Here is an 18244-nt window from a genome sequence, read left to right on the forward strand (position 1 = left end):
GAAAATCATGAAACAGTAAGGCTATGTACCTTATTCAGGTGACTTTGTCGAACGATCAGAAACGCCAAGGTAATGCGAAAAAAGCGGATGAACGTCGGATTGTGACAGTACAGAGACAGCTTCATGAGCGCTTACCTGACCCTTTTCGATCAAGAGTACACGACCGCCAACCAAACTCGCCTCTTGGGGCAAATGAGACACTATCAGGGTAGTCAACTTTAGCTCTGCTGTAACCTCGTTCACTAAATACAGCATTTCTTCACGCAATGCCGGGTCGAGCGCACTAAAGGGCTCGTCCAATAATAAAATAGGTTTGTTGCGCACCAAGGCTCTGGCAATGGCCACACGCTGAGCTTGACCACCCGACAAAGCCTGTGGAAAACGGGTTGTTTTATCAACAAGTTGCGTCTTTTCTAAAGCCCACTGCACCTTATCCTGCTGTTCAGAGGTCAAGCGAAGAGACCTTGATAAGCCAATCGCCACATTTTGCCAAACCGTTAATTGCGGAAACAAGTTATCACTTTGAAACAGAGTAGAAATAGGTCGCTCATACGGCGCCAAAGGCAGCAAAGACTCACCTTGATAAGACAAGACACCACGACCGGCCAAAAAGCCCCCCAAGAGGTGCAACAAGGTACTTTTTCCTTCACCGCTGCCGCCCAGCAAGGTCGTCATTCCAGGTTCAATATCTACCTGGTAATGGGCGTGAAATTGTTCCCAACTGTATTGCAGATCAATGTTTAACATGGGATGCACCACCAATAAAACGGGACGACAGATAAAATAGTACCAAACACAAACTCATCAGCACCACGGCCACACAAGCGCCCTCTTCGAGTCGATAAGAACCAATCAACTGGAACAAATATAGAGGTAAAGAGACCAGCCCTTGGCTACCAAACAGAGCAATCACGCCCATATCGCCTAATGATAATAACAGAGCATAGCCTAGAGCCTGCGCCACACCAGCTCGAACTAGAGACCATTCTAAACACCAACGCGACCAAGATCGTACACCTAAGCTCAAATACAGGTTACGGAAACGCGTCTCTTGTTGATACATCACTGGCATCAAGGCACGCAACACAAAAGGCAACGCCATCACGGCGTTTACCCACACCACAATCCAATAGCTAGACTGTAACCCCCAACCCAAATCCCGTAAAAACAAAAACAGCCCAGTGGCAATCACCAACCCCGGCACCATTAAAATCATGTTGCCAAGGTGCTCTATTTTGGCGGGCAGCCTTGATAAATAGGCTCTATCCATACAGAATCTCGCCAACACTGAAAAACACACACCCAATAAAAGACTGACGAACGCCGCAGGAAGCGCAATTTTTAACGACACCCACACCGCCTGCCATAAAGCGAAAGACTGCAAAGTCTGAAGAAACACCTTTGAAAAAATGGGATCAAATATGGCCAAGAATGGCGGGATCACCAACACAAACACGGACAATAAAGCCAAACCGTCCGCACTCCTCGCACCGGTGGAATCCCGTACAGAATAATTCGCTTGGCCGAGTACACTGGCATCTTGACGGTTTACAGGCGCCAAGCGATATACCAATACCGCGAACAAGGTACAAATTAGCACCTGCAGCAAGGCTAAAAAACTGGCTTTATCGAGATCAAACTCAAACCTAAGCGCCTGATAAATAGCCACTTCTAGCGTACTGGACTTTGGCCCACCGCCCAAGCTTAATACCACAGCAAAACTGGAAAAACATAACATGAAGATCAGCACAAAAGCGCCTGGCAGTGCTTTTTTAATGTAGTGCCATTCAATCCAACGAAACGCCGCCCAACGAGAAAACCCCAACTGAGACGCTTGACGCCATTGACCGGCCGGAATTAAATCGTAGCCTTGCAACAACAAGCGCACCGCCAGCGGCATATTAAAAAACACATGGGCAAGCAATATGCCCGTCAAACCATACAAAGGAACATTGACGCCGAACACCTGATGCAACCAACCAGTGCGGCCGTACACTACTACCAACCCTAAAATCGCCACTATGGTCGGCACCACCATGGAAACCGAAAACAATTGCAGCAACAAAGCGCGTCCCACAAAACGTCGATGCATCAAACACGAGGCAACAGGAACGGCAATCAGCAAACTAATACCACTGCTTAACAAGGCTTGCCATAAGGAAAAACGCACTACCCGCCACAAATACGGCTGCTGAAGATACCCCCACCAAGCGCTGACATCGCTGTAACGCAAAAGAGCCACCAAACTGGCGGCTCCCATAAACAAGAAAACGCCCACGCCGAACAGCGCAGGCGATAATCCTCGAAGTGTGTTCACGCTAAGTCGATCCGCCTTATCGTGTTGTCGCCTCTAGCCATTCATCGACCCAAACCTTACGCTGTTGGGCGACTTGTTTAGCTGGCAGCACCAAGTTTTTGGTGGGCGCTAGAGCACTGTCAAACGCCGCTGGCAAGGGCTCGTCTAACTCAACCACAGGCAACATCCAGTTTCCAGTGGCCACGGTAGATTGAAAACCAGGCTGCAAAATAAACTGCATAAAACGCTCAGCTAATTCAGGGTTTGGAGCGTTTTTCATCATAGCGGCCACTTCGACTTGAGGATAATGACCTTCGCTAGCAGGGGCAGCCTGATACTTATTTTCACCTTCTGCCACCATATGATACGCCGGCGAGGTGGTGTAACTCAGCACCACATCGGCTTCCCCTTTTAAGAACAGACTGTAAGCATCGTACCAACCCTTGGTTACCGTCACTGTGTGGTTCGCTAACTGCGTCCACGCATTAGCAGATTGATCGCCGTAAACAGACTTCATCCATAACAACAAACCAAGGCCAGGCGTGCTGGTTCTTGGGTCTTGATAAATGACGCGCAAGTCCTGATTTTCCACCACTTCTTTTAAGCTGGTTGGCGGGTTGTCCAATGTTTCCGTGTTATAAATAAAGGCAAAATGCCCCTGATCAAAAGGCACAAAGGTGTTGTCTGTCCAGCCACCAGGCACGGTCACTTTAGAGGTATCCACGGTATGATTGGCCAACAAGCCAGTTTGTTTTGCCGCTTCCATCAGGTTTAAATCCAGCCCTAATAAAACATCCGCCTGGGACGATTTACCTTCTAACTGCACGCGGGACAGGATTCCAACAGACGAATCCAAAGCGACGAAATTCAGCTCGCAGTCGCACTCTTTTTCAAAATTGGTTTTAATCTTCGGCCCAGGCCCCCAATCCGATGAAAACGAATCGTAGGTATATACGTTCAGGCTTTGGGTCGCTAATACCACAGGTGAAAGGGCCAAGCCCATCCCCAGCAAAGAGACCGAAAAAAGGGAAGTAAATGTGTTATTCAAGATGTCGCTCCTAAAGTAATTGAGCGGCGTATTGAGAAATGACAAGAGATAAATTAATCGCTACAGATGCAGCTGGATCGCCTTGCTATCTCGATTCCTACGCCAGCATGATCTGGATCAGGTTCGGTGGGTTAGTGGATTATCCACTTCTCAGCGTCGGCGCAGTTTACTCGCCAAAACACCCCATGAGATATTGAATCGCTATTGTAAGGAGTCGGCTAACGGAAGTCTATTTCCGCCATCACTCTTGTGACCGCTCCTTGGTTTTTTTGCGCGCAATGAAGAGCGCTTTGCCCAAGTTGAGTGCGACGCGGCGCGTCTTCGGCCAAAGCCACCAGCGAGTGCGCTAATTCGGCTTGATTAGCGCAGCGAATCGATCCGCCCGCTTCAATCAGCTGTTCCGTAATATCAAGGAAATTAAAAGTATGAGGGCCAACCAAAATGGCTTTGGACAACAAAGCAGGCTCAATAGGGTTGTGACCACCACGCTCAATCAAACTACCACCCACAAAGGCTACGTCCGACGCTTGATAATAATGCATCAGTTCCCCCATGGAATCGCCAATCACGACCTCATATGTCGACCATTGATCAGGCGCAATAAGGGATCGCCGCGCGACACTATTAGATTTGCGTTGTGCAAGCTCATAAACAGAATCAAAGCGTTCTGGGTGGCGAGGCACTAAAATCAATAAGGCATCTGGAAAGCGTTTCAGTAGAATTTGATGAACATCAAGCAGTATGTCGTCTTCCCCTTGATGGGTACTGGCCCCCACCCAGACAAATCGAGACCCCAACACGCCATGCCAGTTGTCTTGCAACACCTTTGCAGGCACCGTAAGGTCAAACTTAATACTGCCCACTGTCACCACGTTTCGAGCCCCTAATGCAATAAAACGCTCTGCATCCGCTTGAGCATGAGCCAAAAAACAATCCGGCAAAGCCAGCAAGGGTTTGGATATAAGAGAGAATGTTTGATACCGCTGAAAAGAGCGCTCACTTAAACGTGCGTTTACTACGTCAATTTGCATCTTGTGCTGTTTCGCCACCTGCAATAGGTTCGGCCAAAGTTCCGTTTCGACTATCATCAGGTGTCGACAAGACAGCTTTTTAAGCACTCGCCTTACCGCACAACGCCAGTCCATTGGTAAAAATCTGTGCTCAGCAAAAGGAAAGCTTTTTGCCACCTGCTCCGCACCCGTTGGCGTCATGGTAGTGATCAATAATCGCTTTGTTGGATAAGCTTGTCGCCAACGCTCGATTAAGGGACGCACAGCCAGTACCTCTCCTACCGACGCGCAATGTATCCACAAATCTGCTTCCACCTTGGGCCAAAAACCCAAGGCTTCTCTGGCTCGATACATCGGGTAGTTTTTCTTAAACTGCCGTATTTTGAACAATACAAAAGGCGTAAACACCACAAAAAGCGCACGATAGAGCCACATGACTAAGCCGTCACATCGCTAAATTGTTGGTTATGCAATTGTGCATAAGCGCCATTTTTCGCCAAGAGCTCGCTGTGAGAACCCTGCTCGATGATTTCCCCATGATCAACCACAGCAATGATATCGGCGTTTTCAATGGTGGACAGTCTGTGGGCAATGGCGATGGTGGTGCGATTTGCCATCAAGCCGTCTAGGGCGCTTTGGATAGCCCGCTCAGATTCTGTGTCCAGCGCCGATGTCGCTTCGTCTAAGATTAAAATAGGCGCGTTTTTCAAAATGGCTCGAGCGATGGCAATACGTTGACGCTGACCGCCAGACAATAACACGCCGTTTTCGCCCACCATGGTGTCTAAGCCATGATCCAACTCTTGAATAAAGTCCCATGCGTTAGCGGCTTTTGCGGCGTCAATCACGGTTTCTTCGCTGGTGTCTTTTAACACACCATAGGCGATATTGTCTCGAATGGTGCCATTAAACAGCACAACTTGCTGGTTCACCAATGCGATATTGGCGCGTAAATCCGCTAGCTTATAATCTTTTACGGACACTTCATCAATGCATAACTGTCCCTGCTCTATGTCGTAGAATCGTGGCAACAAATTCGCCATGGTCGATTTACCACTGCCAGATCGCCCGACTAAGGCAAGCGTCTTGCCGGCTGGTAAAGACAAATTGATGTTATTAAGCGCGTGTTTATCAGCCCCCTTGTACTTGAAGGACATATTTTTCCATTCAATACAACCTTTAAGCTGCTGGCTTTCTACCTTACCGTCGTCCACTTCTTCTTTTAAGTCGATAAAATCGAAAATACTGTAAGACGCCGCGATGCCTTTTTGTAAAATGCTGTTCACTTCGGTCAGTTGGCGAATCGGTTTGCCGAGCATGCCTGCCGCCGTCAAAAAGGCAATAAAGTCCCCTGGGGTCATGTGTGAACTAATCGATGGGCTCAACGCAAACCAAATCAAAATCGACATCATGACCGCTAAAATAAATTGCACAATCGGCACATTTAACGATCGAGTCATTTCCATTTTTAACTGAGATCGGCGATTTTCATTGGCCGCTTTGCGAAAGCGCTCCACTTCGTAGTCTTTTCCACCAAAGATTTTGACGACTTCGTGCCCTTTAATGGCTTCTGAGGCCACATCTGTCACGCCACCCATGGCATTTTGAATACGAGTGCTTAACTTACGAAAACGCTTCGACGCATAAGCCACAATTAAACCGATCAAGGGCACGACGAGCAAAAACAACAGGGACAAACGCCAGTTCATATAGATCATGTAACCCAACAAACCCACAACGGTCAGCCCCTCGCGTAACAGCACTCGAACCGCTTGCGTGATTGAGCCGATGACTTGCTCTGTGTCGTACGTTAATTTGGCTAATAATCGCCCCGTGGGAATGGAGTGATAATAATCTGACGGCAACAGCACCAGCTTATTAAACATACTGGTTCGCAAGTCAAACACCACATTGTTAGCTACTTTCGCCATGAAATAGTTACCCAAAAAAGTCCCTATACCACGGGCAATAAACACCCCTAAAATGGCCAATGGAATGAGCATGCGGCTGTCTGAAATGGTACCAAGCGAAACCACATCAACAATGTGTTTCAACAAAGCCGCCAGGGCGGGCTCCATGGCGGCGTAGATCACATACCCCAACACACTGAGCATGAGGTAACCCCAAGACGAGCGTACGTAACTCAACAAGCGAAAATACATCTTCATGCCGGAAACCGGCGCCGCTGTGGTTGAGTCTGTGGTTGTCGCGCTGTTGTTTGTATCTTGCATTTATAGGTTCGCTTTTTCGATGATGGCGGTGGTCGAGTACCCATCGACAAAGGTCAGTACTTTCACTTCGCCACCATTGGCTAAAGTATGCTCAGCGCCAACAATAGTGTCTATGGTGTAATCCCCCCCTTTTACCAGCACATCGGGGGTTAAAAATTCGATAATTTCTTTCGGTGTGTCTTCATCAAACCAGGTTACCCAATCGATCGCCCCCAAGCCTTCAAGAACCGACATACGATGAACAAGGTTGTTAATAGGTCGTTTTTCGCCCTTCAAACGTTTCACTGAGGCATCGGTATTCACCGCGACAATTAGGCGATCACCAAGGGCTTTCGCTTGCTTCATGTAAGCAATGTGACCAGGGTGAAGAATGTCAAAACAGCCATTGGTGAAGACGATTTTCTCACCGTTGATTTGCGATAATTTGGTTTGTTCAAGCAAATCTTCAGGAGATAAAACGCCAAAATTCGTGCCATGGCTACGCTGAAACATGATGCCATCAAGTTGATCGGCACTGATTGACGCGGTGCCTAGCTTACCAACCACATAACCCGCCGCTTGATTGGCGTATTCCACCGCATCGGTAAAACGCTTGCTGGTCACGTAAACCGCCGTCAACACCGCCACCACGGTATCTCCTGCGCCGGTGACGTCAAATACTTCTTTTGCCGCCGTCGCCAGAGAAAAAGGTGGTTTGTCATCACTAAAGAGTATCAGGCCATCTTCGCCACGGGTCACCAACAAGGCTTTCCAACCAAATTGCTCCCGTAGAGCTTTGGCTTTTTCTTCCAATTCTTTGGTGGAATGGCATTTGCCAACGATGGTTTCAAACTCTAGGAGATTAGGTTTTACCAAGGTTGCCCCTTGATAAATCGAAAAGTCTTTGCCTTTTGGATCAACGAAACTGGGAACATTCGCTACGTTCGACAAGCGAATCAAGGTTTGCACATCGGCCAAACAGCCTTTGGCGTAATCTGAAAAAATCACCGCATCGGATTCAGGCAAACAACTTTCAACGACACTGGCCAGTGCCTCATTCTGAGAAAGACTGTCTTCGCGCTCTTCAAAATCCAATCGAATAAGTTGCTGATGGCGACTCATCACACGCAATTTGGTAATGGTCGGCAGCGTTTCTGAACGAACAAACCGGCAAGTTACGCCTTCTTTTTCAAGACACCGGGTCAACACATCAGCGTTTTCGTCATTACCCACGACACCAACTAGCGTCACCGACATGCCTAACTTAGCCAGCCCAAGTGCCACGTTTGCCGCACCACCTGGGCGATCTTCGATATTCGACACTTTCACAACTTGCACGGGTGCTTCGGGAGAAATACGAGACGTGCCACCATGCCAGTAGCGATCCAACATCACATCCCCAACAACAAGAATGTGTTTATCTTTAAAATTCAAATACGAAGAGTTCATAGGCACATAATAATCGATTTTTGGAGTTCGCCATCTTATCATACTCCCCTAGCAAGTTGGACATACCTAAAACATACGAAATAAGGCTTTTATAACATGCTAAATTCCGCTCTCTTTGCTTGCCAATCCTTTTTATTTGATGGCCTTTTGAGTCAATGGTCTCAACATGGCATCGATACAAAACAAGGGTATAGCTATGAAAGCATGAACCACGATTGGACATGCAATGAGGTTGGTCGCGTAAGATTGCTCACCCAGTGCCGACAGCTTTATACCTTCAGTCATGCCAGTCAAATGCACCCAGCTGATGAATGGGAAGCCAAGCTCACGCCTTTATTCGACTTTATTATTGACCATTACTTTGTCGATGGGCGCTGGATTTTCTCTCTTAATGATGATTTGTCGGTCAAAGACACTCAGTCTGATGCTTATGCCTTGGCGTTTGTTTTATTGTCCTTTAGCCATTATTACAAGGTCACAAAAGACGAACGCGCTTTAAGCTACATGCAGCAAACCCATCGCTTTTTACTGGATAACATGCAAGCAGAATCTGGTGGCTTTTATGAAGCGTATCCGGTGGATGTGACGCAAATTCGTCGACAAAATCCACACATGCATTTATTAGAAGGCTACATTGCGGCTTACCATGTCACTCAAGACGATGCTTACAAAAATGTCATTCAGTCTTTGCTAGACTTAACCCTTGAGCACTTTTACCACAAAGACAGCAAAACCTTACGAGAGTTTTTCACTCCCAACTGGCAGCCAGACCCAACCACAGGCCATCAAGTCGAACCTGGCCATCACTTCGAGTGGGTATGGTTGCTGTATCAAGCCAATAGCATCTTACCTAATACCGATTACATCGACCTAGCGCAGCAACTATGGGTCACCGCCGCACGCCACGGCATGGCAGACAACGGCGGTGTTTATAATCAGATAGATGGCAACCATTACCAAGCCATTGATAAAGAAAAACGCATCTGGCCTATCACCGAATACTTAAAAGCGATTACTGTCATGCCAATTGGCAAAGAAGAGAAGATTGATCGTTTAGAAAAAGCCCTCGACTTTCTTCAACAAGCCTATTTTTTACCTAAAGGCGGATGGAATGAGTACTTAAACGAAGACAACAGTCCAAAAAATTACCCCTTGCCAGGCACCAGCAGCTATCATATTTTTCTCGGCTTAGCAGAAGTGGTAGCATGGGCGATAGAAAACAATGGCTACCAATTTAAATGAGTTAAAATACAAGCCAAGACACACCCTAATTTTGCACCAGCCTTTCACAGTAGGACCACAGTTTATGTACATAGTCACAGGCGGCGCCGGATTCATCGGCAGCAACATCATCAAGGCATTGAACCAAAAAGGCATCAAAAACATTCTATTGGTTGACGACTTAACCGACGGCAAAAAATGCTTAAATTTGTCGGACCTCGACATCGCCGATTACATGGACATGTACGACTTTTTAGACGCTATCAAAAACGACACCTTGGGCATCAACCCGATTGCGGTGTTTCATGAAGGCGCGTGTTCTGCGACCACAGAATGGAACGGTAAATTCGTAATGGACGTAAACTACCAGTATTCCAAAGCCGTATTGAATTTTTGCTTGAAGCACGAAACGCCCTTTTCTTATGCTTCTTCTGCGTCTGTGTACGGTTCTGGTCCTATTTTCGAAGAATCTCGCGAAAATGAAAAACCACTGAACATGTACGCTTACTCTAAATTTCAGTTCGACCAATACGTTCGTGCCATTCTTCCTAAAGCCAAAAGCCAAATTGTCGGCTTTCGCTATTTCAATGTATATGGCCCTCGCGAGCAGCATAAAGGCAGCATGGCCAGCGTGGCGTTTCATCTTCGCAATCAAGTATTGGCGGGAGAAAATCCGAAACTGTTTGGCGCCTACGATGGCTACGAAGCTGGTGGCCAAAGCCGCGACTTTATTTACGTGGAAGACTTGGTCAACACCAAACTTTGGTTCCTTGATAACCCAGAAAAATCCGGTATTTTTAACCTTGGAACCGGTAAAGCGGAACCTTTTAAAACCATCGCGGAAACCGTTATCAGCCAATATGGCAAAGGCGAAATCGAATACATCCCTTTCCCAGAGCATCTAAAAGGCGCTTACCAAAGTTTCACCGAAGCCAACATTACTAAGCTTCGTGAAGCGGGCTATGATGGAAATTTCCGTGGTTTAGCTCAAGGCGTTACAGATTACCTAGGCTGGCTTGATTCGAATGGCTAAATATTTGATTGTTGGCCCTTCTTGGGTAGGCGATATGGTCATGGCACAAAGCCTTTTTATGACCGTCAAACAAGGTGATAAAAACGCGATTATTGACGTGATTGGACCAAAATGGTCTGTGCCCATTCTTGCCAGAATGCCCGAGGTTCGAAATGCTATCACTCTGCCCACTGGGCACGGTGAATGGGGTATCAGCACACGTCGTCAGCTGGGTCACTCGCTTCGTAAAGAGGCTTATGATCACGCCATTGTGATGCCACGTTCTTGGAAATCGGCCTTGGTGCCGTTTTTTGCCAAGGTGCCACACCGCCTGGGCTTTACGGGCGAACAGCGCTATTTTCTTTTAAATGAGCGTCGTACCCTAGACAAAAGCATACTTAACCAGACGGTGAAACGCTTCACTTCTTTAGGTCTGCCTGTTGAGCAAGCCTATCCACCGCAAGACATTCCTTTTCCAAAACTGACGGTAAATGAAGACAATCAAACGCGCTTGTATCAAGCATTCAGCCTTTCCAACCGACCGGCCATTGCCTTGATGGCGGGAGCCGAGTTCGGGCCGTCTAAACAATGGCCTATCGGTCACTTTCATGAATTGGCAAAAAGCGCTATTGCCTCAGGTTATCAAATCTGGGTACTTGGCGGACCGAAGGATCAAACCGATGGAGATAAAATCGTAGATAATCTTGGTGAATTTGCGATTAACTTATGTGGTAAAACACAATTAGTCGATGTCATTGATTTGTTAGCGGCCGCCGAAAAAGCCGTCAGTAACGACTCGGGCCTCATGCACATCGCCGCCGCCGTTGGCACCGAAGTGCATGGCATTTACGGCTCCACCAGTGAATTATTCACACCGCCACTGACCGACAAGAAAACCATTCATAACCTACACCTTGAATGCTCGCCCTGCTTTAAACGAACTTGTCCTTTGGGGCATACCAACTGCCAGAATCAACTTATGCCTGATTCAATTATCAAATCTCTCGTGCTGTAAAAAGCTTTAACATTAAGGACTCTCATGAAAATATCAGGCAATATAATTACACTTAATGAAGAGAAAAATATAGTTGAATGCATTGAATCTATGCAAGCTATTTGCGATGAAATCATCGTAGTTGATTCTGGAAGTACAGACAAAACGATAATGTTAGCAAAATCGTTAGGAGCTACCGTTATAAATCAACCCTATTTAGGGGATGGAATTCAAAAAAATGTTGCTTTAAAGCATATTAAAAATAATTGGGTATTAAGTATCGATGCTGACGAACGCTTAACCATCGAAATGATTACTTCAATTAAAGAGCTACAGCTTGCTAATTCTGAATATGATGGGTTTTCATTTCGTAGGAAAAATATGATTGGTAGCCGATGGATTAAACATTGTGGTTGGTATCCTGATCGTTGTGTTCGTTTATATAACTCACAAAAAACAAAGTTCTCCGATGTTAAACAGCATGCAAGTGTACAAGCAAAAAATGTACGACACATAAATACTGACATTTTACATTACTCTTTTAAGAATATTGGCGAGTTGTTTGCGAAGCCTGGCAGAAATTTTAGTGGGAGAGCGGCTAAGATCATGTATGCTAAGGGAAAACGTGCTAATTCACTTTCACCTTTCACACATGGATTAAACGCTTTTATTCGTAAATATATCTTCCAACGGGGTTTCATGGGTGGTGTTGATGGCATGACAGTAGCTTTAAGCTCTGCTGTGAATAGTTATTTAAAATATGCTAAATTATTAGAATATCAACGCGACCCAAGTGTTACGAAGCAAGACGACTTTAAAAATATTTGGTAAATTTAGTAGGTAGTATATAGCTTGAATAACATTTTAACCGTTATGCATGTCAATCTGGCTAAAGGTTTTCGCGGTGGCGAGCGTCAAACAGAATTATTAATTAGTGCTCTTTCAAACTATCCTGATGTAATTCAGGTACTTGCATGTAGAAGTGACTCACCTCTTAGAGAAAAGCTTAAACATATTAGACACTTAACCTTTTTAGACTCGAAAAACCAACTAGACGGACATTGCAAAAATCAACATGCGGATATAGTTCACGCCCATGAAGCCAAGGCTGTCCACTGGGCATACATTTATAAGTTAATTCATAAAACGCCATATATTCTGACTCGTCGAATAGATGCCCAAGTAAAAGAAAAATACTTAAACAAAAAAACTTATAGCAATGCTTCTGCCCTAGTCGGTATATCCACTCTTATATCCAATAATCTTCGCGCAAAAAATTGGGGAGCTGTCTACCAAGTGCCTAGTGTACTTGCAAATTTAGAAAGCAACCCTAATATAGGCGAAGAGTTCAAAAAGACATTCCCAAATAAAAAAATTATTGGTCATGTTGGAGCACTAGTAGATAAACACAAAGGACAAAAAGTACTTATTGAAGCAGCTCAATTATTAGAAGATACTCACCCAGACTTACACTTTGTATTTTTTGGTAACGGGGTCGATGAAGAAGAGTTTAAATCTTTATCTAAACACTCTAAAAATATTACCTGGATGGGGTTTAAAGAAAATATTGGTGACTTCTTGCCTTATTTTGATATTTTTGCCTTTCCTTCAAGAAACGAAGGTCTTGGCTCTACATTATTGGATGTAATGAATGCAAACGTACCAATTATTGCTTCCAACGTAGGTGGAATACCAGATATTGTTATCAATAACGTAACGGGAGTATTGATAGAACCGAACGATAGCGAAGTGCTAAAAAATGCTATCATTCAACTATCAACGGACGAACCCCTACAAGCAAGGTTAGTCGCAGGTGCGAAAGATCAACTGGAAAAATACACACCTGAGAAGATGGCTCAAAGCTACATCACTATTTACAATAGCTGTCGAGTAAAAAAATAAAATAACGCGGGCTCTCACCCGCAATGCACTTATTTTACTTTCTAAACCTAGAAATATCGTCTAATGCATCTTTTAGATGTTCAAAGTTTAATTGCTGATCCTCTTTGACTCTATTTTTTAAATCATATAGGGTATATTGACCACCTACTCCAACTTCTAAAATACTTTCTTCTGATATCAAAGCATACTTCGAGTAACTAGATGAAATAAGCCAATCTCTAGGCTCTGACACATTCAACAAATCTATACCATTAGAATAATCACTTATCTTATTTGAAACACCGAGATAGTTTTTCATGACTGTAGGTATAACATCTTCATGACTCGTCATACCTATGACTGAATAATTTTCTTTCCGATTATTTCTAGGATCAACAATTACAAACGGCACCTGAATTTGAGAAGCAGTAAAATTACTATTATGCCCCCAATAGTTCAACTTATTATCATTTAACTCTTGAGCATGATCACCAGTAATAACAATTAGAGTGTCATTTTCTTTATTTTCATCGATTCTCGTTAACACTTTATCCACTAATTCATCTACATATCGAACACTAGTTCTATACCTATTCATAAACAAAGTAGGATCTGTATCGTTATTAAGAGCAAGATAATTAACACTTGCTAGCATAGGCTCATATTTTTTGTCATAATCGTTTGGAAAATCATAACCATGTGGCGCATCATAAAATAAAAATGAAAATGATGCTTTGCTACTATCTCTCTCTCCGTACCAAGCTAACCAATCATCAGTTAGTTTTAGATCACGCTCAGCTGGAGTGTTTCCATCAGATCTTAAACGTAAATTATTAACATTAGAAAAAATAGTTCTATTAAACTCTGGGTTCTCTAATGATGCTGATGTAAAAATACCTAATTCATATTCTAGCTGTTGAAGCCGATCTATAAAAACAGGAGATCTTCCATTAGATAAAGCACTCTCCCAATACGTCCCCGGCAGTCCATAAAATAAACCAAAAATCCCTGTTAATGTTGCATTACCAGTCGACATATGAGAATTAAAAGAGATACCTTTTTTAGCATAATCCCAAATATGGGGAGTATTATCACTATTAAATGTATCAAATCGCCATGAATCAACGACTATAAAAATAATATCAATTGGTTTTTTTACAGTATTGAACTCTAATGCTTTAATAGGATATTGAAAACTACCTCCAGACTTCATTGTTAACTCTTTTTGTCTTTCTAAAACTTCTTCATCAATTAAGCCGTGTTTACTCATAAAACTATTAGCTGTTGCTGGGTAAAATAAAGGCAAATAACTCTTAGTTATTGTAACAGGCCTATAACCGTATGCATGAGCCCAAATATGTATGAAATTACTAGCTAACAGACATATAAAAAAGAAAGTGAAGAAGTATCTTACCTTTATTTTCATTTTGAAAAAATTAAAGATAAGTCCCATTTTTAAAGCCAGTATAACACTAAAGCCAAAGGCAATAGAGACCCACGTCAGAATTGAAAAATCAACTACATCTCCTGAAAGTGCAAGCTTTAAAACAACCTCATTTATATGAAATCTGTATTGCGAAAACACAAAAGTATCTATTATAAGAAGGGATATTATTAATGCGGAAATAACTCCAATTAATATAGAAAAAATTCTTTTTGGCAAAATAACTAAAGGAAATAAAAAACACCCAAATATAAAAGACAAAAGAAACATTTGCCCTAAAATACTTGTCGATACAAATGTAAAACTCAAGATATTTGAAGGGAGATCAGGAAGAAAGTAATAATACCTTAAAGATATCAATGAAGCTAAAAAAACATCAAAAACCATCAAAACCTTTAGGATATTAATATTATAAAAAAATCTCATCTTATCAAAAAACATTCAACTATACTCTTATTAATATCTATATATAAAACATTGTCAAAAAAATTATTTTTTCTTACAAACTCGCCGCTCTCAACATACGCTTTGACCATTGACTCCAAGAACCCACATACAACAATTTGGCCTCGATACCAGCGTAGTTCAGCGCCAAAATATTATGACAAGCACTTACGCCGGAACCACAGTAAAACACATTGGCATCACTGCTGCCCGATAACCAGTCTTGCCATTCAACATGCAGTTGTTCTGCCGGTTTAAAGCAGTCGTTTTCGTCTAGGTTGTCGCTAAAAGGTCGATTAATGGCACCTGGAATATGGCCAGCGACAGGGTCCATGGTCTCGTTTTCACCGTTAAAACGATCCGAAGAACGTGCATCCACCAGCTGAAATTGATCGGTTTCGAAGTTTTCAACTACAGCTTGCTCACTCACGGCCCAAGGAAACGTGACATCTATTGAAGACGTGGACGCTGTTGCCTCCAAAGGTTCAATAGATAATGCATTTCCTGCCCGTAGCCATGACGATAAACCGCCATTTAATACCCTCACATTAATACCTTGCTGGATCATCATCCACCAAGCTCGCCCAGCAATAGCCCCTCCAGAGGTATCATAAACAATCACTGTGCTGTCTTTATCTATGCCCCACGCTTGTATCTGAGCAGAGAATATCGCTTCGTCCGGTAAAGGGTGTCGCCCCGTCAATTCTGTTTCTGGTGAAGCAAGCTGATGATGGACGTCGACAAAAATGGCATTAGGTATATGCCCTTCGCCATATTCAATCTGTCCTTTGCCATGGTCTGTTAAATAAAAACGGCAATCTAAAATCACCACATTAGGCTGGTCCAGCAAGCCAACCAGCTCGCTTGTCTCGATGAGTGTTGTTAATGACACAGACATTCCTTAGACGATGGTCGATGAAGCAAATTAGGTATTTGTTGGTGCTTAAATCTACTTTGATTCGGTGTTTTTTGCTAATATTTGCCGCTACTATTTTTCTTGAGTTTACTATGTTGCGTATTGATTTAATGCTCACTGAGCAAGGCTTGGCAAAATCCCGCGCTCAAGCACAAACTTTTATTAGTGAAGGTCGAGTCTCTTATAAGCTCAACGAACAATGGGTTAAAGCAAACAAAGCCAGCCTTAAATTACCATTAAATACAGAGCTTAATGTCACACAAGATGATGCCGATAAGTATGTTTCTCGTGGTGCATTAAAGCTTGAAGGGGCATTGCAGCACACTCAGCTAAATATCCAGCATTTTCATGTCTTAGATATCGGCCAATCCACCGGCGGCTTTAGTGATTGTGTCATTCAGCATGGCGCTGCCAAGGTCGTCGGCGTTGAAGTTGGCCACGGTCAGCTAGATAAACGCCTACTCGATCACGATAATATCGTTTGCTTAGAGGGTATTAATGCCCGTCATTTGTCTGTAGACGATCTGCAAGGGCACCTTCCTAGCGGCGGTTTTGACCTTGCCGTAATGGACGTGTCGTTTATCTCGCAGACGAAAATTCTGCCTCAGCTACCCGACTTATTGAAAAGCGCAGGGCATTTAATCACTCTAGTCAAACCCCAGTTTGAAGTTGGCAAAGCCTTTATCGGCAAAGGTGGTATTGTCAAAGACAAGTCCTGCATTGCACAGCTCAGCACAGACATTCAAGCTTTCGTAGGTGAATTAGGTTTCACAGTACAATGCTATATCGAAAGCCCGATCAAGGGCGGCGACGGCAACCAAGAATTTTTACTCTGGGCGATTAAAAACGCGTAATCAGCGTCAGTCATTCTCACAATATTTCATTATAAGAGTGGGAATGGCTCGGCAAAATCGCCTCCGCTTCTTTTTCTTCCAACTCAGCAATGTAATTTCTCGCCATATAAAAACCCAAACAGCCAAAAATCACCGAACCAATGGCCTGCCCGAGCAACACCCCTTCTGCCCCCATAAACAATGAAAAAATAATGATCAAAGGCCAGGTACCAAGCGTCGCCCGGCCAAAATTTAATAAGGTACTGTTCAGTGGTTTGCCAAGGTTATTAAACACCGCGATGGCGATAAATAATAAGCTCTGAAAGAAAAAGCTAAAAGACACAAAGGTAGCAAAAAATCGAATCAATTCCGCGCTGCCTTCTGTGGCATTAAACACGGAAACAAGCCAGTCTTGCGCCTGATACAAGCCCACACACAAGATAACACAATAGGCAAACGCGTAAATCACGGCACTGCTGATGGTGCTGTGCATTCGGTCAAATCGACCGGCGCCATAGTTTTGTCCAAGAATCGGTCCCACCGCGCCCGATAAAGCAAACAAGCCACCGAACACCACAGGGATGATTCGACCGATAATAGCCACCGCTGCGACGGCATCGTCGCCAAACGTGGAGGTATGTTCCATCACAATGGCATTCGCCAAAGGCGAAGATAAGTTTGTCAGCATGGCAGGAATCGCAATCACAGAAATTGACATCGCGTCTTTGAAAAAATCCATAAGATCAAATTCACCAAGCATTTTATGGATATACACAACACCGTAATAAGACACCGCGACCATGGAGAAACGTGCAATCAGCGAAGCAATCGCCGCGCCTTGTACCCCTAAACCAAAGGCGAAGATGAAAATCGGGTCCAACACCGCATTGACCAGACCACCAATTAAAGTGGCATACATAGCACGGCGCGCATCACCCAGAGCCCGCATAATGCCCGAGCCAATCATGCCAATCATCACTGCGGGCATACCAATAATCAGAATTTGTAAATACCCCGTCGCCAGATCAAGGGTTCGCCCTGTTGCGCCTATGTACAATAAAACATTCGAAATGTTAGGCCACAACATCCAGACCACGGCGGTAGAAAAAAAGATCCCAAACGCCAACACATTCACCGCTCGGCGTTTCGCCAGCTCAATATTTCCCTCGCCAACCGCTTTAGACACCAAAGCGGTCGCAGAAATAGACACGGCCATGCTCAAGGAAATGGTAAAAAACATAATACTGCTGGCAAAACCAACCGCCGCCACCGCCTCTTTCTCGCCCAACATAGACAAAAAAAGCATATCGACTAGGTCGACCAAAAACATGCACATCAAACCAAACGCACCTGTGGCAGACATGCTAACCACGTGCTTAAAAGTAGAGCCTTGTATCAGTTTTGCCGTATGTGGCATTCTTATCCCCTGCAATGACGCACGCTCGGTACGACAAACCATAAAAAGGCTGAATAAGTAAGTTCTTAT

15 protein-coding genes and 1 riboswitch are annotated in these 18244 nt (G+C 44.2%); of the genes, 6 read left to right on the plus strand and 9 right to left on the minus strand.

The window, feature by feature from the left end; translation table 11 throughout:
- Window positions 1-30 precede the first annotated feature (30 nt).
- The 6 genes from J9B83_RS07150 to hldE all read right to left on the minus strand — a co-directional run bounded on the left by J9B83_RS07150 (window position 31) and on the right by hldE (window position 8013).
- A complete protein-coding gene (locus tag J9B83_RS07150; protein ID WP_211536054.1) occupies window positions 31-747 on the minus strand; it encodes a thiamine ABC transporter ATP-binding protein in 717 nt (238 codons plus the stop codon).
- Window positions 734-2317, minus strand: coding sequence for a thiamine/thiamine pyrophosphate ABC transporter permease (gene thiP / locus J9B83_RS07155; protein ID WP_328797712.1), 1584 nt, complete (start codon window positions 2315-2317; stop codon window positions 734-736). The genes J9B83_RS07150 and thiP overlap by 14 nt, the downstream gene beginning before the upstream one ends.
- A 16-nt stretch (window positions 2318-2333) precedes the next feature.
- Window positions 2334-3344 carry a thiamine ABC transporter substrate binding subunit gene (thiB, locus tag J9B83_RS07160; protein ID WP_236037167.1) on the minus strand — a complete coding sequence of 337 codons (1011 nt, stop codon included), beginning with the start codon at window positions 3342-3344 and terminating at the stop codon, window positions 2334-2336.
- 76 nt (window positions 3345-3420) lie between these two features.
- A riboswitch (TPP riboswitch) is annotated at window positions 3421-3540 on the minus strand.
- Between the two features lie 22 nt (window positions 3541-3562).
- Window positions 3563-4789, minus strand: coding sequence for a 3-deoxy-D-manno-octulosonic acid transferase (locus J9B83_RS07165; RefSeq protein WP_211536055.1), 1227 nt, complete (start codon window positions 4787-4789; stop codon window positions 3563-3565).
- A gap of 2 nt (window positions 4790-4791) precedes the next feature.
- Window positions 4792-6585 (minus strand): lipid A export permease/ATP-binding protein MsbA, encoded by a 1794-nt coding sequence (gene msbA, locus J9B83_RS07170; RefSeq protein WP_236037168.1) that lies wholly within the window; start codon window positions 6583-6585, stop codon window positions 4792-4794.
- Entirely contained in the window at window positions 6586-8013 is a 1428-nt protein-coding gene (hldE, locus tag J9B83_RS07175) for a bifunctional D-glycero-beta-D-manno-heptose-7-phosphate kinase/D-glycero-beta-D-manno-heptose 1-phosphate adenylyltransferase HldE (RefSeq protein WP_211536056.1), read from the minus strand.
- 96 nt (window positions 8014-8109) lie between these two features.
- On the opposite strand from hldE, the gene J9B83_RS07180 reads away from it, so the two are divergent.
- From J9B83_RS07180 to J9B83_RS07200, 5 genes are all read left to right on the plus strand, one after another.
- Window positions 8110-9255 (plus strand): AGE family epimerase/isomerase, encoded by a 1146-nt coding sequence (locus J9B83_RS07180; protein WP_211536057.1) that lies wholly within the window; start codon window positions 8110-8112, stop codon window positions 9253-9255.
- A 64-nt stretch (window positions 9256-9319) separates the two neighbouring features.
- Window positions 9320-10267 (plus strand): ADP-glyceromanno-heptose 6-epimerase, encoded by a 948-nt coding sequence (rfaD, locus tag J9B83_RS07185; protein ID WP_211536058.1) that lies wholly within the window; start codon window positions 9320-9322, stop codon window positions 10265-10267.
- Window positions 10260-11261 carry a lipopolysaccharide heptosyltransferase II gene (gene waaF / locus J9B83_RS07190; protein ID WP_211536059.1) on the plus strand — a complete coding sequence of 334 codons (1002 nt, stop codon included), beginning with the start codon at window positions 10260-10262 and terminating at the stop codon, window positions 11259-11261. The genes rfaD and waaF overlap by 8 nt, the downstream gene beginning before the upstream one ends.
- A 24-nt stretch (window positions 11262-11285) precedes the next feature.
- Window positions 11286-12071, plus strand: a complete 786-nt coding sequence (locus J9B83_RS07195; protein WP_211536060.1) for a glycosyltransferase family 2 protein — start codon at window positions 11286-11288, stop codon at window positions 12069-12071.
- A gap of 21 nt (window positions 12072-12092) precedes the next feature.
- On the plus strand, window positions 12093-13142 hold the full coding sequence (locus J9B83_RS07200) for a glycosyltransferase family 4 protein (protein ID WP_236037169.1): 1050 nt from the start codon (window positions 12093-12095) through the stop codon (window positions 13140-13142).
- A 34-nt stretch (window positions 13143-13176) separates the two neighbouring features.
- Here J9B83_RS07200 and J9B83_RS07205 read toward each other — a convergent pair whose 3' ends face one another.
- Together J9B83_RS07205 and J9B83_RS07210 are read right to left on the minus strand one after the other, a co-directional pair.
- Entirely contained in the window at window positions 13177-15006 is a 1830-nt protein-coding gene (locus J9B83_RS07205) for a DUF3413 domain-containing protein (protein ID WP_236037170.1), read from the minus strand.
- A gap of 58 nt (window positions 15007-15064) precedes the next feature.
- Window positions 15065-15901, minus strand: a complete 837-nt coding sequence (locus J9B83_RS07210) for a sulfurtransferase (protein WP_211536061.1) — start codon at window positions 15899-15901, stop codon at window positions 15065-15067.
- 116 nt (window positions 15902-16017) lie between these two features.
- Here J9B83_RS07210 and J9B83_RS07215 point away from each other — a divergent pair, with 116 nt between their 5' ends.
- Complete coding sequence (locus J9B83_RS07215; RefSeq protein WP_211536062.1) at window positions 16018-16779, plus strand: TlyA family RNA methyltransferase; 762 nt, start codon at window positions 16018-16020, stop codon at window positions 16777-16779.
- Window positions 16780-16795: 16 nt separating this feature from the next.
- Here J9B83_RS07215 and J9B83_RS07220 read toward each other — a convergent pair whose 3' ends face one another.
- Window positions 16796-18175, minus strand: coding sequence for an MATE family efflux transporter (locus J9B83_RS07220; RefSeq protein WP_211536063.1), 1380 nt, complete (start codon window positions 18173-18175; stop codon window positions 16796-16798).
- Between the last annotated feature and the right edge of the window lie 69 nt (window positions 18176-18244).

It is taken from the genome of Marinomonas vulgaris (genome assembly GCF_018145875.1).
Taxonomy (GTDB): Bacteria; Pseudomonadota; Gammaproteobacteria; order Pseudomonadales; family Marinomonadaceae; genus Marinomonas; species Marinomonas vulgaris.

Bases quoted from the DNA above. Each gene is read 5' to 3' on its own strand.
- J9B83_RS07150 (WP_211536054.1), bottom strand. From the start codon at position 747: ATGTTAAACATTGATCTGCAATACAGTTGGGAACAATTTCACGCCCAT.
- J9B83_RS07165 (WP_211536055.1), bottom strand. From the start codon at position 4,789: ATGTGGCTCTATCGTGCGCTTTTTGTGGTGTTTACGCCTTTTGTATTG.
- msbA (WP_236037168.1), bottom strand. From the start codon at position 6,585: ATGCAAGATACAAACAACAGCGCGACAACCACAGACTCAACCACAGCG.
- hldE (WP_211536056.1), bottom strand. From the start codon at position 8,013: ATGAACTCTTCGTATTTGAATTTTAAAGATAAACACATTCTTGTTGTT.
- J9B83_RS07180 (WP_211536057.1), top strand. From the start codon at position 8,110: ATGCTAAATTCCGCTCTCTTTGCTTGCCAATCCTTTTTATTTGATGGC.
- rfaD (WP_211536058.1), top strand. From the start codon at position 9,320: ATGTACATAGTCACAGGCGGCGCCGGATTCATCGGCAGCAACATCATC.
- waaF (WP_211536059.1), top strand. From the start codon at position 10,260: ATGGCTAAATATTTGATTGTTGGCCCTTCTTGGGTAGGCGATATGGTC.
- J9B83_RS07195 (WP_211536060.1), top strand. From the start codon at position 11,286: ATGAAAATATCAGGCAATATAATTACACTTAATGAAGAGAAAAATATA.
- J9B83_RS07205 (WP_236037170.1), bottom strand. From the start codon at position 15,006: ATGTTTTTTGATAAGATGAGATTTTTTTATAATATTAATATCCTAAAG.
- J9B83_RS07215 (WP_211536062.1), top strand. From the start codon at position 16,018: ATGTTGCGTATTGATTTAATGCTCACTGAGCAAGGCTTGGCAAAATCC.
- J9B83_RS07220 (WP_211536063.1), bottom strand. From the start codon at position 18,175: ATGCCACATACGGCAAAACTGATACAAGGCTCTACTTTTAAGCACGTG.